The organism is Desulfuromonas sp. KJ2020, from assembly GCF_024197615.1.
Classification (GTDB): domain Bacteria; phylum Desulfobacterota; class Desulfuromonadia; order Desulfuromonadales; family SZUA-540; genus SZUA-540.
Genome location: NZ_JAKUKE010000001.1, coordinates 1226778 through 1241478, shown reverse-complemented (window position 1 = coordinate 1241478; position 14701 = coordinate 1226778). Strand labels below are relative to the sequence as shown.

At 61.1% G+C, this 14701-nt stretch carries 14 protein-coding genes; 8 read left to right on the top strand and 6 right to left on the bottom strand.

The genetic code is table 11. From position 1 onward, the window contains the following. Window positions 1–14: 14 nt before the first annotated feature. The 3 genes from MJO47_RS05710 to MJO47_RS05700 are packed head-to-tail and all read left to right on the top strand — an operon-like array spanning window position 15 to window position 5104. Complete coding sequence (locus MJO47_RS05710) at window positions 15–3392, top strand: alpha-amylase family glycosyl hydrolase (RefSeq protein ID WP_253960151.1); 3378 nt, start codon at window positions 15–17, stop codon at window positions 3390–3392. A gap of 46 nt (window positions 3393–3438) precedes the next feature. Beyond that, window positions 3439–4893: a glycogen synthase GlgA gene (gene glgA, locus MJO47_RS05705; protein ID WP_253960150.1), complete on the top strand. Its 1455-nt coding sequence runs from the start codon at window positions 3439–3441 to the stop codon at window positions 4891–4893. Continuing rightward, window positions 4886–5104, top strand: coding sequence for a hypothetical protein (locus tag MJO47_RS05700; RefSeq protein WP_253960149.1), 219 nt, complete (start codon window positions 4886–4888; stop codon window positions 5102–5104). The genes glgA and MJO47_RS05700 overlap by 8 nt, the downstream gene beginning before the upstream one ends. 18 nt (window positions 5105–5122) lie before the next feature. On the opposite strand, the gene MJO47_RS05695 is transcribed toward MJO47_RS05700, so the two are convergent. Beyond that, entirely contained in the window at window positions 5123–5419 is a 297-nt protein-coding gene (locus MJO47_RS05695) for an HNH endonuclease (protein ID WP_253960148.1), read from the bottom strand. A gap of 103 nt (window positions 5420–5522) precedes the next feature. Between MJO47_RS05695 and trkA the strand changes: the two genes are divergently transcribed. The 3 genes from trkA to MJO47_RS05680 are packed head-to-tail and all read left to right on the top strand — an operon-like array spanning window position 5523 to window position 8647. Continuing rightward, window positions 5523–6875 carry a Trk system potassium transporter TrkA gene (gene trkA / locus MJO47_RS05690; RefSeq protein WP_253960147.1) on the top strand — a complete coding sequence of 451 codons (1353 nt, stop codon included), beginning with the start codon at window positions 5523–5525 and terminating at the stop codon, window positions 6873–6875. Then, entirely contained in the window at window positions 6876–8318 is a 1443-nt protein-coding gene (locus MJO47_RS05685) for a TrkH family potassium uptake protein (protein ID WP_253960146.1), read from the top strand. Window positions 8319–8329: 11 nt separating this feature from the next. Continuing rightward, window positions 8330–8647, top strand: coding sequence for a DUF2845 domain-containing protein (locus MJO47_RS05680; RefSeq protein ID WP_253960145.1), 318 nt, complete (start codon window positions 8330–8332; stop codon window positions 8645–8647). A 77-nt stretch (window positions 8648–8724) separates the two neighbouring features. Here the strand turns inward: MJO47_RS05680 and pgeF are convergent, their stop codons facing one another. The 5 genes from pgeF to MJO47_RS05655 form a co-directional block, all read right to left on the bottom strand. Further along, complete coding sequence (gene pgeF, locus MJO47_RS05675) at window positions 8725–9519, bottom strand: peptidoglycan editing factor PgeF (protein WP_253960144.1); 795 nt, start codon at window positions 9517–9519, stop codon at window positions 8725–8727. A gap of 66 nt (window positions 9520–9585) precedes the next feature. Then, window positions 9586–10566: an RluA family pseudouridine synthase gene (locus MJO47_RS05670; protein WP_253960143.1), complete on the bottom strand. Its 981-nt coding sequence runs from the start codon at window positions 10564–10566 to the stop codon at window positions 9586–9588. Continuing rightward, window positions 10567–10836, bottom strand: a complete 270-nt coding sequence (locus tag MJO47_RS05665; RefSeq protein WP_253960142.1) for a hypothetical protein — start codon at window positions 10834–10836, stop codon at window positions 10567–10569. 34 nt (window positions 10837–10870) lie between these two features. Then, window positions 10871–12307 (bottom strand): DegQ family serine endoprotease, encoded by a 1437-nt coding sequence (locus tag MJO47_RS05660; RefSeq protein ID WP_253960141.1) that lies wholly within the window; start codon window positions 12305–12307, stop codon window positions 10871–10873. 42 nt (window positions 12308–12349) lie between these two features. Continuing rightward, window positions 12350–13126 carry an HAD family hydrolase gene (locus tag MJO47_RS05655; RefSeq protein ID WP_253960140.1) on the bottom strand — a complete coding sequence of 259 codons (777 nt, stop codon included), beginning with the start codon at window positions 13124–13126 and terminating at the stop codon, window positions 12350–12352. Window positions 13127–13279: 153 nt separating this feature from the next. Between MJO47_RS05655 and MJO47_RS05650 the strand changes: the two genes are divergently transcribed. Both MJO47_RS05650 and elbB read left to right on the top strand, forming a co-directional pair. Beyond that, window positions 13280–13873 carry a cupin domain-containing protein gene (locus MJO47_RS05650; RefSeq protein ID WP_253960139.1) on the top strand — a complete coding sequence of 198 codons (594 nt, stop codon included), beginning with the start codon at window positions 13280–13282 and terminating at the stop codon, window positions 13871–13873. A gap of 154 nt (window positions 13874–14027) precedes the next feature. Next, window positions 14028–14690 (top strand): isoprenoid biosynthesis glyoxalase ElbB, encoded by a 663-nt coding sequence (gene elbB, locus MJO47_RS05645; RefSeq protein ID WP_253960138.1) that lies wholly within the window; start codon window positions 14028–14030, stop codon window positions 14688–14690. The last annotated feature ends 11 nt before the right edge of the window (window positions 14691–14701 follow it).

Below are 14701 nucleotides of genomic sequence, written 5' to 3'. Positions count from 1 at the left end.
CCCCTGGAAGAACCATGACCCCTCATCGCAAGCACCCTGAATACTTTCCTCTCTCCCTGCAGATTTCCGGCAAGGCCCGTCAGCAGCTGGCCTTGCCGGAGAACTTTGAAGAAGTTCGCCCTACCGCCCTCTTTCCTCTGCGCACCCTGGCCGACCGGCTTCAGCGCCAGGATTCCGGCTTCAAGGGAAGTGCCGGCCAGCTCTACCTACTCGCCCTGCTCAACCGGGCTTTCCGTGCCCTCAGCCAGGCTTATCTGCGGGAACGTCAGGTTCGCGTCGAGCCGGCGGGGGTCGAAGCCGCCCACGGCGCCATGGCGCTCCCCGAACTGCGAAAAACGCTGCATGACTTTGGGCGCTTCTATCCACCGGCCAAGACGGCTGGCATTGAGATTTTCAGCCCCTTGCAGGGCGAGCAGCGTCGGCAGGCACTGCTGGAGATGTATATCCTGTCCATCCAGATGGGCAACCGGGCGGCCGCCTGTGCGCGTCCCCTGTTCGATGACGCCGACCTGCGCCAGAGTTCAGACTATCTCGAGGTGCTGGAACGCCTCGACCGCTGGCTGGCCAGGGAAAGCGCTCCTGGCCCCCTGGGCGGCTCCCTGCGTACCCTGCTGCAGGCGCCTCTTGCGGCGGCGCCGGATTCCCTGGAAGGACAGCTCGCGGTGATTCGGCAGACCTGGGGCAGTCTCCTGCCGGAGGATCTGCTGGCGGATATCCTCATCGCTTTTGACGTCATCGCTGAAGAGAAGGCCAGCCGCGGCGGCGGCCCCGGCGACGTGCCCGTTCCCACCTTTGCGCGGGGCCCGGAGGAATACGAGGCTTTCTCCTCCGATGCCGACTGGATGGCCAACGTCGTGCTCATGGCCAAATCGACCTATGTATGGCTCGATCAGCTCAGCCGCCGCTATAGCCGCGCCATTACCCGGCTCGACGCCATCCCCGACGAGGAACTCGACCGGCTGGCCCGCTGGGGCTTCACCTCCCTGTGGCTCATCGGCCTGTGGGAACGCTCGCCCGCTTCGCGCAAGATCAAGCAGATCCGCGGCAATCCCGAGGCCTCGGCCTCGGCCTATTCTCTTTACGATTACCAGATTGCCGCCGATCTCGGCGGCGATGCGGCCCTGGCCGACCTGGAGGAGCGCTGCCGGCGCCGGGGAATCCGCCTCGCCAGTGACGTGGTCCCCAACCACACCGGACTCTACTCACGCTGGATCAAGGAGCATCCCGACTGGTTCGTCCAGCTCGACCACCCCCCGTACCCGGCCTATCGTTTCAGCGGACCCGACCTCTCCGACGATGGCGACCTCTGCCTGCAGATCGAAGACGGCTACTACGACCACAGCGATGCCGCCGTGGTCTTCCGCTACGAGGATCGCCGCAGCGGCCGGGTGCGCTTCATCTACCACGGCAACGACGGCACCCACATGCCGTGGAACGACACCGCCCAGCTCAATTACCTGCTCCCCCAGGTCCGTGAGGCCATGATCGGGACGATCCTCTCCATCGCCCGCCGCTTCCGCGTCATCCGCTTCGACGCGGCCATGACCCTGGCCAAGAAGCACTTCCAGCGCCTGTGGTTCCCGCAGCCCGGTGGTGGCGCCGGTGTCCCCAGCCGGGCAGAACATGCCATGGAAAGGGCCGCCTTCGAACAGGCCTTCCCCCAGGAGTTCTGGCGGGAGGTGGTCGACCGGGTGGCGGCCGAGGTGCCCGACACCCTGCTGATCGCCGAGGCCTTCTGGCTTATGGAGGGCTATTTCGTGCGCACCCTCGGCATGCACCGGGTCTACAACAGCGCCTTCATGAACATGCTCAAGCGTGAGGAAAACGGCAAGTATCGCTCGGTCATCAAGAATGTTCTCGAGTTCAACCCCGAGATCCTCAAACGTTTCGTCAACTTCATGAACAACCCCGACGAGGCCACCGCCGTCGAACAGTTCGGCAAGGACGACAAGTACTTCGGTGTGGCCGTGCTGCTGGCCACCCTACCGGGACTGCCCATGTTCGGGCACGGCCAGATCGAGGGCCTGCGCGAAAAGTACGGGATGGAATACCGCCGCGCCTACTGGGACGAAAGCCCCGACGAGGGGTTCATCCGCCACCACGAGCACCAGATCTTTCCGCTGCTGAAAAAACGCTATCTTTTCAGCGAATCGGCTCAGTTCCGCCTCTTCGACTTCACCAGCGGCGGTCAGGTCAACGAGGATGTGCTGGCCTACAGCAACCAGGCTGGCTCCGAGCGGGCGCTGGTCGTCTACCACAACCGCTTTGCCGAGACCGGCGGCTGGCTGCAGCATTCGGCCGCCCGCCTGGTACCCGGTGACGGCGGCGAGATGGTCAGCGAACGCCTCACCCTGGCCGAGGTTCTGGGTGCCGGTGAAGGAGACAGGAGCTTCCTGCGCTTCCGCGATCATCACAGCGGCCTCGAATACCTGCAAAAGAGCGATGAACTGCGGCAAAACGGTCTTTACCTGCAGCTGCCGGCCTACGACTACCGCGTCTTTCTCGATTTTACCCTCTTCCAGGATGACGACGGCTCCTGGCAGCAGCTCCATGGGCAGCTGGCGGGCCAGCCGGCGAAGGATCTCGACCTGGAACGGGACCGGCTACGGTTCGCCTCACTGCACCACCTTCTGCTGCGCGCTCTCGCCCCCGACCTGACGGAGGACCTGCTGCAGGCCAAGCCGACGACCGCTGCCGCGCAAGTATCCCAACGCTTGGCCGAAACAGCGGCGGCCTTTTTCAGCGAATTCGCCACCTGTGCCAGAAGGCCGTCACCGGACCGGACTTTCGGCAGTCGTCTGCAGACAGAAACGTTGCGGCTCGCTTCCCGACTGGCCCGCAGCGGCCGCAAAAAAATCCACCAGACCACCTTCAAGGCGCTGCGTGAAAAGCTGCTGCCGACCAAGAGCCAGGATTGGCGCAAGCGGATCGTTCTGCCCTTTCTGCTTCTGCACCGCCTGAGCGAACTCACGGGGTCGACCGGAAGCCCCGCGGAAACAGCCGCCCTGCTTCTGAGGTTTCGACTGGACGACGCCCTGCGCCGTCACCTGGACACCGAGGACAAAGGCCCCGACCTCGCCCTGCTGCACCTACTGGTGAAACACCAGGATTTCTGGGTGAAAGAGTCCGCCCGCGACGTATCGCGCCTGCTGGAGGATGAGGCTGTCGCCCGCTTTTTGGCGCTTCACTGGCACGAGGGCGTGCAGTGGTTCCGCCAGGAGCGTTTTGAAGATCTCCTCACCGGGCTTTTGTTTACGGCCGTCCTCACCTGGGAGGGCGAAGAGGCGGCCTTCCCCGATTTTATGGCCGCCTGCTTTCAGCAGACCGAAGCATGGCGGCGGGGCGCGGCGACGGCTGGCTACCGGCTTGATAAATTTCTGCGCATCGGGTAAAAACCCTGGGCGTGCATAAGGTTTTTGTCTGGAAAGGTGCCACACCATGAAAATCCTGTTGGTCTCCCCCGAAGTCGCTCCCTACGCCAAAACCGGCGGATTGGCCGATGTGGCCGGTTCCCTGCCGCAGGCGCTCCGCCGCCTGGGCCATGATGTCCGGGTCATGCTTCCCTGCTTCCAGAGCATCCAGCGCGGCGGCTTTGCTCTGCGCAAAAGCCGTAAAAGTGTGGAAATCCCCGTTGCCGGTCAGGAGCGCAAGGGGCTGCTGCGTCAGACCACGCTTGAGGGGGTCACCGTCTACTTCATCGAAAACCAGGAGTTTTTTGACCGCGAGGGTCTGTACGGCACGCCGGCGGGAGATTACGCCGACAACGCCGAACGCTTCGGCTTTTTCTGTCGGGCGGTTCTCGCTTTTTTGCGCCGCCTCGATTTCCGCCCCGACGTCATCCACCTCAACGACTGGCAGACCGGCCTGATCCCCGTTTTGCTGCGCACCGAGCTGCGCAATGATCCCTTCTACGCCTCCATGGGAACGCTGCTGACCATCCACAACCTCGGCTACCAGGGGCTCTTTCCGGCCACCGTTCTGGAATCCCTCGACCTGCCGCCCTCGCTCTTCACCATGGAGGCCCTGGAATACTATGGGCAGATCTCCTTCCTCAAGGGCGGCATCGTCTACGCCGACAAAATCAATACCGTCTCGCCCACCTATCGGGACGAAATTCTCACCCCCGCCATGGGTATTGGTTTTGACGGCATCCTGCGTGCGAGGCAGCAGGACGTCAGCGGCATCCTCAACGGGCTCGACAGCAAGCAATGGGATCCCTCCATCGACACGGCCCTGCCCACCAACTACAGCGCCGCCAACCTGCAAGGCAAGAAAAGCAACAAAAGAGCCCTGCAGAAAAGCCTTGGCTTGGACACGCAGGCGAAGGGACCGCTGGTGGCCATGGTTACCCGGCTGGACACGCAGAAGGGGCTGGATATTGTCGAAGGTGCCTGGCAGGATATGCTTCAGCGCGACCTGCAATTCGTTCTGCTCGGCAGCGGTGAAAAAGTCCACACGGATCGCTTTGCCCGCCTGCAAAAGGACGCTCCCGGGCGCAGCTATATCCATCTGGGCTTTGATGACGGTCTGGCCCGGCGCATTTACGCCGGCAGCGATCTCTTTCTCATGCCCAGCCTGTACGAACCCTGCGGCCTGGGGCAGCTTATCGCCCTGCGCTACGGCAGCCTGCCCCTGGTGCGCCGCACCGGCGGCCTGGCTGACACGGTGCATGACCCGGCCGACGACCCGCAACGCGCCAACGGCTTTGTCTTTGACGAGCCGACGCCCGCCGCCCTCCTGGCCGCCCTCGACCGCGCCCTCGCCCTTTATGGAGACCGACGCAGCTGGTTGCGCCTGGTCAAGCGCGGCATGGCGCAGGACTTTTCATGGACGCGGTCGGCCCAAGACTATCTGCAACTCTATCACCGCGCACAGGAGACCCGCCATGGCTGACAAGGAAATCCAGACTTCAGGCGAGCAACGCGCCCCGGAGGAAACTCCGGATGAAGCGGTGGAAGAGCGCTTTCCCGAGCTGGCGGAGCTGCAGCGCGAGGTGGATCGACGCATTCGCGAAAATCAGCGTTTTCTGGAACGCTTTCTCGATGAGGATTTTGACGAGGGCGAATCGGAGGACGACGATGAGGAGTTTTTCGAAGAACTGTAGAGCAGGATGCGGGCGCGGCTATTTCTGGGCCTGCAGATGGGCCAGGTAGTCCTCCCACTCCAGCGGCAGCAGGCTCTGCTTTTTGCTGTTGCACTCCTTGCAGGCCGGCACGCAGTTGCCCTTGGTGCTTCGGCCGCCCCGAACAAGGGGAACGATATGATCCAGCGTCAGCTCTTTGGGGGAGACTTCGGCCCCGCAATAATAACAGCGCCCGGCAGCGATGCGGTTCTTCCACCACTGGCTCTGGCGCAGCTCACGGGCCTTGGCGCGCTCCCGGCGGATATCTTCTTCGGATACTTCCAGAAAAAAGTCCATCAAACCCCCTTCGCCAAAATGGCTCATCTTGCACAATCTTCCAAAGTATGCCATCTATTAGCGCAAAATGCGCCAGGCTTTCAACCTCTAAGCAACGGACCCCATGAAGATACTCATAATCGGAGCCGGACAGGTCGGCTATTTTCTCTGCGAACGCCTCAGCCTTGAAGGACACGAGGTCACCCTCATCGACCGCGACAGCGATCATCTTCAGCGCACTCAGGATCGCCTGAACGTCATGGGGATCGTCGGCAACGGCGCCAGCGCCGAGTCCCTCGAACAGGCCGGCATCAAGGATACCGAGATTTTCATCGCCGTCACGGACATGGACGAGGTCAACATCCTGGCCTGCCTGCTCGCCCGCGAGTACGGCGTCCCCACCCGGGTGGCCCGGGTCAAGAGCATCGAGTACAGCGGCGGCGGCGCGGTGCTGTCCAAAGAGAAACTCGGCATCGACCTGCTCATCAACCCCGACGACGCCGTGGCCGAGGAAATCAGCAAAATCGCCTGCCGCTCCGGCGCCTTCGATGTGGCGGAGTTCGTCGAAGGTCAGATTCAGTTCATCGGCTACCGCATCGGTGAATCGAGTCCCCTCTGCGACCTGACCCTCAAGGAGCTCGGGGAGATCCGCGGCATCTACCGCTTTGTGGTTACGGCCATCAGCCGGGGGGACAAAACCATCATTCCCCGCGGGGACGACACCATCCAGGCCGGGGATCGCATTTTCATCTTTGCCCACCAGAAAGACATGCCGGCGATCCAGTACATGCTTAAACTGGAGGAGGAACAGGTCAGCAAAAAGCCGCGCATCTTTATTCTGGGGGGCGGCCATATCGGCCTGCGCATCGCCGAGATGCTGGAGAAGCGCCGATTCGATGTGCGCCTGGTCGACCGCAACGAAAACCGCTGTCACAAACTTTCGGCCAAACTGAACCGGACCATGGTCATTCACGCCGAGGGCACGGATATCCGCACCCTTATCGACGAGGGCGTCGAAAACGCCGATGTCTTCATCGCCGTCACCGACAACGATGAGACCAACATCCTCTGTTCGCTGCTCTGCAAAAAACACGGCGCCCGCCGGGCCCTGGCCCTGGTCAACAATCCGGAACTGGTCAATCTGGCTCCCACCCTCGGCCTCGACGCCAGCGTCTCGCCCCGCCTGGCCGCGGCCGGCGCCATTCTCAAATACGTGCGCCGCGGCGGCGTCATTTCCCTGGCCACCGTCGAAGGAAGCAACTCGGAAGTGCTCGAAATCGAAGTCAAGCAGGGCAGCGGCATCGAGAACAAGACCCTGCAGGATCTGCATTTCCCGGCCGGCGCCATCATCGGCGCCATCGTCCGCGGCACCACCTATGAAATCCCCAGTGGCGAAAGCCGGCTCAAAGAGGGTGACCGCGTCGTCATCTTCGCTCTCCCCGGCGCCCTCGCCAAGGTGGAAAGGTTTTTTGAATAGATGAACGTGCTGCTGACCTTCCGCATTCTCGGGGCCATGCTGCTCTTTTTGTCAGCCGCCATCCTGGTCCCCGTCCCCTTTTCTCTCTACTTCGCCGATGGAGCCGCCGTCGCTTTCGGCCTGTCTTCCCTGGTCACCCTGGCGTCGGGACTGGCCATGTTCGTCGGCTGTCGCTCGGAAAAAGAGCTCTCCGTGCGCGAGGGCTTCGCCGTGGTCACCTTCGGCTGGATTTTTTATACCCTGTTCGGCGCCCTACCCTATCTGTTCAGCGGCGCCATCGCCAACCCGGTCGACGCCTGCTTCGAAACCATGAGCGGCTTCACCACGACGGGCGCCACCATTCTGACGGCCATCGAGGGTCTACCGGAGAGTGTTCTCCTCTGGCGGTCTCTGACCCAGTGGCTCGGCGGCATGGGGATCATCGTCATGTCCCTGGCTATTCTGCCCATGCTCGGTGTCGGCGGCATGCAGCTGTTCAAGGCCGAAGTTCCCGGCCCCACGGCGGATCGCCTCAAGCCGCGCATTCAGGATACGGCCAAGCTGCTGTGGGGGGTCTACGTGCTGCTGACCTCGGTGCAGACAGGCCTGCTCATGCTGGGGGGCATGAACTTCTTTGAAGCGCTCTCCCACTCTTTCTCGACCCTGTCTTCGGGGGGATTCTCCACCCGCAACGCCTCGGTGGCCGCCTACGACAGCGCCTACATCGATTGGGTAATCACCTTCTTCATGTTTCTGGCCGGGGTGAACTTTGCCCTGCATTTTCAAGCCCTGCGCGGGAAGCTGCGTGAATTGCACCGCAACGAGGAATTCCTCTTTTACCTGGCCCTTACCCTCGGGGTGACCGCCATTCTCGTCTTTCTCAATCACGGCAGCGTCTATACCTCCTTGTTCGACAACCTGCGCTACAGTGCTTTTCAGACCACCTCCATTCTCACCACCACCGGCTTTGGCACCGCCGATTACGAGACCTGGTCCGTGCTGGCCCAATATCTGCTGCTCTTTCTCATGTTTGTGGGCGGCTGTGCCGGCTCCACCGGCGGCGGCATGAAGGTAGCCCGCATCCTGCTGCTGTTCAAGCATGCCATGGTCGGCCTCTACCGCCTCATTCACCCGCGGGCCATCCGTCTGGTCAAATTGAGCGGCCACCCCGTCGACCGTGACGTCATGCAGGCCATTCTCGGTTTTTTCGCCCTGTATATGGGGCTTTTCGTCTTCGCCTCCTTTCTCATGGCGGCGACAGGAATGGATGTGGTTTCGGCCGGCGCCTCCGTGGTGGCCACGTTGGGCAATATCGGTCCGGGGATCGGCTCGGTGGGGCCGGTGGACAATTACGCCCACATCGTCCCCTTCGGCAAACTGGTCCTGACCGCCTGTATGCTGCTCGGACGTCTGGAAATCTTTACCGTGTTGGTGCTGCTCTTCCCCTCTTTCTGGCGCAAATAAGGAGAACGTTCATGAAAAAGATAACTGTCCTGGTCGTCCTGTCATTTCTGCTTTCTCCCCTCTTGGCCGGGGCGGCGGGCATGCGCTGCGACGGCTATGTCATCTCCGAGGGAGCCACCAAAGTTGAAGTGCTGCAGAAATGCGGCGACCCGTTGCTGAAGGAAGTCGTGGGAGAAGAAACGGTTTTCGATTACTTTCTCGGCAGCGGCTCAGCCCGCAAGGTCGTGGTCGAGCAATGGACCTACGACATGGGCGCGGGCAGCTTCATGCGTATTTTGACCTTCAAAGGAGGGGAGCTGGCCACCATAGAACACGGCGACCGGCAATAAGTCATGCCAACCAAAAGGGGGGAGCGTTCGGCGCTCCCCCCTTTTGGTTGGTTTTGCTAAGCGGGGCGAAGACCCCGTCACTTGATCAAGATAAAGCCCAGTTGCCTCCCCGTTGCGCCCTTGTCCCGGCGATAGGAAAAGAAGAGCTCGCGGTGACAGCAGGTACATTCCTGCGCCGCCGTGATCTGGCCGGTTTTCACCCCCGCCTTTTCCAGCTGCAGCAGACAGCTCTTTTTGAGGTCGAGCCGCCAGCAGCCCAGACTGACCTCCGTGGCGATTTCCTCCCAGAACCCGGAACCCTGGCGGAAAGCATCCCGCACGGGACGATCCACTTCATACTTGTGGGCCCCGATGCCGGGACCAATGGCGGCCAGCAGGTTCTCAGCCTGACAACCGAAGTTGGCTTCCATGGCGCCGATGGTCTTGGCAATAATGCCCGCCGCCGCCCCGCGCCAGCCGACATGAACCACGCCGGCCACTTTGCGTTTGGCGTCGTAAATCAGGACGGGATAGCAGTCGGCCACCAGCACACCCACCATGATGCCGGGCTGGTCGGTGATCACCGCATCGCTCTCCACGGTGAGGAAATGGGAGAGATCGGGATTGGGCGCATCGATAATGAGCACATCGGTGCCATGGACCTGCTTGACGGTCAGCAGCTGACGCGGCTGCAAGTCGAAGGCGCGGGCGAGGTTGGAACGATTCCCCTCGACATTGTAAACCGGGTCATCCGTATTGAATCCCAGGTTCAAGGAGTTGTAGGGCGGCCGGCTGACCCCGCCGTTGCGGGTAGTAAAACCGGCCGCAAGGGGGAGTCCCTCGGCCCATGCCGGCTGCAGATAGGTGATCTTACCCTGGCGTACCTGTTTCATGATGAGAATGTCTCCGTAACTTCTTAAAGATAAGACGCTTTTTGAATTAACGTCCTGTGTTTCAGATCAGAGCCCGCTTTGGTGCCCGTGCTTTTCTCGCAAAAAGGCGAGAACACTGCCCATATCCTCCGGCGGGGCGCTCTCGAACTCCATGTACTCGCCACTGGCCGGATGGACGAAGCCCAGCAAACGAGCATGCAGCGCCTGCCGGCCAAGTGTCTGTATCCGCCTGCGCAAGTCGTCATCACCCAACGACGCGAGCCGGCTGCTGCTGCCATAAACGGGATCACCGACGATGGGGTAATTCAACCCGGAGAGGTGAACACGTATCTGATGGGTACGGCCCGTCTCCAGGGTCAGCTCCACCCAGGTGAGCCTGTCCAGTTCAAACCGCTCAAGGACCCGCCAGTGGGTGACGGCCCGACGACCGGACCGCGCCTGGGTGCTCATCTTCTTGCGCTGGGTCGGATGACGGCCGATGAGGCTATCCACCGTCCCGCGATCGTTCTCGAGCAGGCCGTGCACCAGCGCGACATAGCGGCGGCAGATGGAGTGCGCCTTGAACTGGGCGGCCAGACTCTGGTGCGTTTCATCGTCCTTGGTCGCCACCATGACGCCGGAGGTATCCTTGTCAAGACGATGGACAATGCCGGGACGCAGCTCGCCGCCGATCCCGGCGAGGTCACGGCAGTGATGCAGCAGCGCGTTGACCAGGGTCCCCTGCTGATGTCCGGGAGCCGGGTGGACCACCAATCCGGCCGGCTTGTCGATCACGATCAGATGGGAATCCTCGTAAAGGACCTTCAGGGGGATTTCCTGGGGAATAGCCTCTGACGGGGCGGGCGGCGGCAGGGTAACGGAGATTTCCTCCCCTCCCTTCAACTTGCCCCCCGGCTTGGCGGCGGCGCCATTGAGCGTTATCCGGCCCTCGTCAATCAGTTTTTTCAGTTGGGACCGCGTCAGCTCGGGAAGCTGTTCTGCCAGAAAATGGTCCAGTCGTTCAGGCGGCCGTCCGCGACTGAAGGTAAACTGGTGACGTTCTTCCATCTACCAGATAGAGCTTTCGATTTTTCCCGCCTGCTTGACCATGACATCGACAATGGCACGGTCATAGAGGTGATCCCGGTTGGGGAGATCGGGGGCGACCCGGGAGTGGAAATGTTCCCGCCCCTCCGCCAGTTCGTCCGCGAGGACATCGAACAGGTTGTCGTTCTTGATGCCGTCCTTGACTTTCTCCTGATTGTAAAGAGCAATGTCGGAAATGATAGCTCGCGCCAATCGAAACGCGAGATCCGGATTTTCTACCAGCCTGGCCATGACTATCTCCTCAAAAGTGACTTTTTATAAAAGTTCAAGGTGCCGGGAAAGCCAGGTAGAGCGTGGTGTTGCCGCGTTGTACGAGCAGAACCACGTTCTTGCCTTCCGTCATCTTTTTGGCCGACCGCTCAAAAGCGGCCACATCGTTGACATCTTCGTGATTCACCGTCAGGACGACATCCCCTTCGCGGATGCCGGCCTGGGCCGCCGGGCTATTCTCGTCGACCTGAACCACTTTGACGCCCGGACCATCGGCGTTGGCGGCAACGACCATTCCCAGCCCCCGGCTCTGCCCAGCACTTACTTTAGGGGCAGCCGCCTCTTCATCGCGAACCGCGAGCCTGACCTCCAGTTCGAGGATCTTGCCGTCACGCAGCACTTCCAGTCTTTCCGTCTTGCCGGCCGGGGTGCTGGCGACCAGGAGCTGCAACTCCCGCACGCCGCGGATGTCCTTACCGGCAAAGGTCAGCAGGATATCGCCACGCCGCACGCCGGCCGCAGCCGCCGGGGAATCGTCAAAGACCTGGTTGACCAGAGCACCGCCAACCTTGTCCAGACCAAAGGACCGGGCCAGCTCCGGCGTCAGCGGCTGCAGGCTGACGCCCAGCCAGCCGCGGGTCACTTCTCCCTTTTCGATCAACTGGTCGGCGATCAGCCGGGCCAGGTTGATCGGAATGGCAAAACCGATCCCCTGTCCGGAGGCGACGATGGCGGTGTTGATTCCCACCACTTCGCCATAGATGTTGAGCAGGGGGCCGCCCGAGTTGCCGGGATTGATAGAGGCATCCGTCTGAATGAAATCTTCGTAATCCTCGATGCCCACATTGGTACGGCCGGTCGCCGAGATGACGCCAACCGTCAGGGTGCGGTCCAGGCCGAAGGGATTGCCGATGGCCAGAGCCCATTGCCCGACCTGCAGGCCATCCGAATTGCCGAGGACAGCGGCCGGCAGTTCCTCTTCGGGCTCAATTTTAACCACAGCGACATCCGTACGGGGATCGCCACCGATAACCGTACCGTCGTAGACGCGCTGGTCGGAAAGCTTGACCTTGATCTCTTCGGCGCCGCGAATGACATGTTCATTGGTGAGAATATATCCGTCGGCACTGATGATAACACCCGAGCCAAGGCTCTGCTCCTTGCGTGGAATCGGGGGATGCCCCCGGAAGAACTCCCCGAAGAAATCCTCGAAGAAGGGGGGCAGGGCCTGGGCCGAACGGGTGCGGGCCGTGCTGATATTGACGACGGAAGGGGTGACTTTCTGCGAGACTTCAATAAAGGAGGCCTGCGTGGAGAGAAGCTCCTGGGCCGGTTCTTCCACCGGCGGTTTGGCCTGGTGATCACGGACCGACGTCGCGATGCGGGTCTCTTTTTTCTGTTCTCCGCAGGCGACCAGAAGCCCCGCCAGCACGGGGAGGCAAAACAGAAAAAAAATCAGCCTTCCGATCGTCCCCATGATCTTTCCTTTCATCGGCTGGAGTCTCCGGCAGATTAGCTAAAATCAGGTATGCTGTCAATTATTGTCAGTTTTTTCGCCCAGGTCCTCCACGAAAGCCAGCAGGTCCTGGTGACTGCCGCGATAATCGGTGACAAAGTCGTTGTGGGTTCTGTCTTCCAGCCAGGTATCGACCAGAAAGGTGCGTATCCCCGCCTGCCGGGCGGCCAGATCGTGCTCCGTATCATTGCCGACCATGATCGTTTCCCCGGGCTGCAGCCCCAACTCGGCCAGAAGAGTGGTAAAATAGCGGGGATTGGGCTTGCAGTAGCGGCTGTTTTCGTAGCTGGTCACCTGCCGGAAGGGGAAGCCGAGCAGCCCGCCCCAGGCCAGCCGGGCCTCTACAACGGGACGGGGGAAGACGGGATTGGTGGCGACAGCGACCGTCATCCCTTTGTCAAAGCAGACCTGCAGAATATCGCGGGCGACGGGGAGCGGCTTCACATGCGCTGCCAGGGGGGCCAGCCCCTTCCGAAAATACCCGGTCAGGCGATCACGATAGAGTTCGGGGGGAATGCCCAGTTGCCGCTGTACGGCCAGAAGGTAGGCTTCCTCGTTGGTACGGCTGCCGTCATCGGCACGCAGCAGACTCCAGGTCGTGTCCAGCAGCACCTCGACCAGCTTATCCGTCGGCGCCACATCGGCGAAACTCGCGGCCAGGCCCTTGAGGTAGGCCGGGATGAAGGCAGACATCTCCACATCGAGCAGAGTGCCATCCAGATCAAAGAATATCCCACGGACGTCGGCGAGATCAGCCACGGAGCAGAGGGTTTCTGTACAGGGGGTTCCAGACATTTTCATACCGCCAAGGGTAACATAAATGGCCCTGCGGCCGTAAGAGTTTATGTTCCTGCGTGCCCCTCGCTGGTGTCGGCATGACAAATACCTTGACTTGAGCGGGAATCCGGGGGTAAAAATCTGAGCAAAAACAGTGAGGTAAACTGCTCTATGGAAAATATCCGGGACGAGGTAAAAGAACTTCAGATCGGGCTGAAGATCCGCCGCATGCGTCAGGAACGCCGCATGACCCTGCAGGATCTGGCCGAGGGTACCGGGCTGTCCAAGCCCCTGCTTTCCCAGATTGAAAACGAGCAGGTCATTCCGCCGCTAGCCACGCTGCTGCGCATCTCCAAAGCCTTCAAGGTGGAACTCCATACCTTTTTTCAGGAAGAGAGCGATTCAGAGAAGTGCATCCTTGTCCGGGCGGGCGAAAGCCGTCAGCTGCGGCAGTGGGGCAAGCAGGGCGACTCACTCCCTCCCTACAGCTATCATTCCCTCGCTTACGGAAAAAAAAATCGACACCTGGAGCCCTTCGTGGTCGAATTTGAAGCCCGGCAGTGGCGAGACGATCTGCAGGTCAGCCACGATGGTGAAGAGTTTTTGTTCCTGCTGGAGGGACAGCTGGAATTCCGCTACGGCGACCAGGTCATGCAACTTAACCCCGGCGACTCAGTTTACTACGACTCTTCCGAACCCCACGGTTACATCGCCACCACCGATCTTCCCACCCGGGCCGTGGCCGTGCTCTATTCCAGAAGCTGACCGGGCCGCCGAACCGATTTCGCAAGCAGGCAACTTGACAAACGGCGGATATTTTCTACGCTTTCAAGTCAGGCCCGATTAAAAATCCAGAGTCAGCGGCCTGCCCCGCATTTACTGCTTATCAGTGAACCTGTTCATACCAAGGAGGTGTCCCATGGCTAAAATTGGCGTCATTCTTTCCGGCTGCGGTGTCTATGACGGCAGCGAGATTTATGAAACCGTCCTCACCCTGCTGGCCATCGACCGGTCCGGAGCCGAAGCGGTGTGCATGGCCCCCGACATCCCTCAGATGCATGTCATCAATCACCTTACCGGCGAACCCGTCGCTGGCGAGCAGCGCAATGTCCTGCAGGAGGCCGCCCGCATCGCCCGGGGCAAAATCAAGAACCTGAAGGATGTGAAGGCCGCGGACATCGACGCCCTCGTCCTCCCCGGCGGTTTCGGCGCAGCGAAGAACCTGTGTGATTTTGCCGTCAAGGGCCCCGACTGCACTGTCAACCCCGACGTAGCGCGGCTGATGCGAGAAATCGTCCAGGCGAAAAAACCTCTGGCGGCCATCTGCATTGCCCCGGCCCTTATCGCCAAGGTTCTCGGCGAAGACCGTCTTGCCCCCGAAATCACCATCGGCAGCGACCAGGGAACCGCCCAGGCGCTTGAGACCATGGGGGGCAAGCATGTGACCTGTCCCGTACGGGAAATCGTTATTGACCAGAAAAACAAAATCATCACCACGCCGGCCTACATGCTGGCAGAGCGCATCAGTGAAGCGGCAGACGGGATTGAAAAAACGATCAAGACCCTTATCGACATGATCTGAGCCGGCCGCCT

Excerpts from the sequence above, each read along its gene's own strand:
- trkA (WP_253960147.1), top strand. The coding sequence starts at position 5,523 with ATGAAGATACTCATAATCGGAGCCGGACAGGTCGGCTATTTTCTCTGC.
- MJO47_RS05655 (WP_253960140.1), bottom strand. The coding sequence starts at position 13,126 with ATGTCTGGAACCCCCTGTACAGAAACCCTCTGCTCCGTGGCTGATCTC.
- elbB (WP_253960138.1), top strand. The coding sequence starts at position 14,028 with ATGGCTAAAATTGGCGTCATTCTTTCCGGCTGCGGTGTCTATGACGGC.
- MJO47_RS05670 (WP_253960143.1), bottom strand. The coding sequence starts at position 10,566 with ATGGAAGAACGTCACCAGTTTACCTTCAGTCGCGGACGGCCGCCTGAA.
- glgA (WP_253960150.1), top strand. The coding sequence starts at position 3,439 with ATGAAAATCCTGTTGGTCTCCCCCGAAGTCGCTCCCTACGCCAAAACC.
- MJO47_RS05695 (WP_253960148.1), bottom strand. The coding sequence starts at position 5,419 with ATGGACTTTTTTCTGGAAGTATCCGAAGAAGATATCCGCCGGGAGCGC.
- MJO47_RS05660 (WP_253960141.1), bottom strand. The coding sequence starts at position 12,307 with ATGAAAGGAAAGATCATGGGGACGATCGGAAGGCTGATTTTTTTTCTG.
- MJO47_RS05700 (WP_253960149.1), top strand. The coding sequence starts at position 4,886 with ATGGCTGACAAGGAAATCCAGACTTCAGGCGAGCAACGCGCCCCGGAG.
- pgeF (WP_253960144.1), bottom strand. The coding sequence starts at position 9,519 with ATGAAACAGGTACGCCAGGGTAAGATCACCTATCTGCAGCCGGCATGG.
- MJO47_RS05685 (WP_253960146.1), top strand. The coding sequence starts at position 6,876 with ATGAACGTGCTGCTGACCTTCCGCATTCTCGGGGCCATGCTGCTCTTT.
- MJO47_RS05680 (WP_253960145.1), top strand. The coding sequence starts at position 8,330 with ATGAAAAAGATAACTGTCCTGGTCGTCCTGTCATTTCTGCTTTCTCCC.
- MJO47_RS05665 (WP_253960142.1), bottom strand. The coding sequence starts at position 10,836 with ATGGCCAGGCTGGTAGAAAATCCGGATCTCGCGTTTCGATTGGCGCGA.
- MJO47_RS05650 (WP_253960139.1), top strand. The coding sequence starts at position 13,280 with ATGGAAAATATCCGGGACGAGGTAAAAGAACTTCAGATCGGGCTGAAG.
- MJO47_RS05710 (WP_253960151.1), top strand. The coding sequence starts at position 15 with ATGACCCCTCATCGCAAGCACCCTGAATACTTTCCTCTCTCCCTGCAG.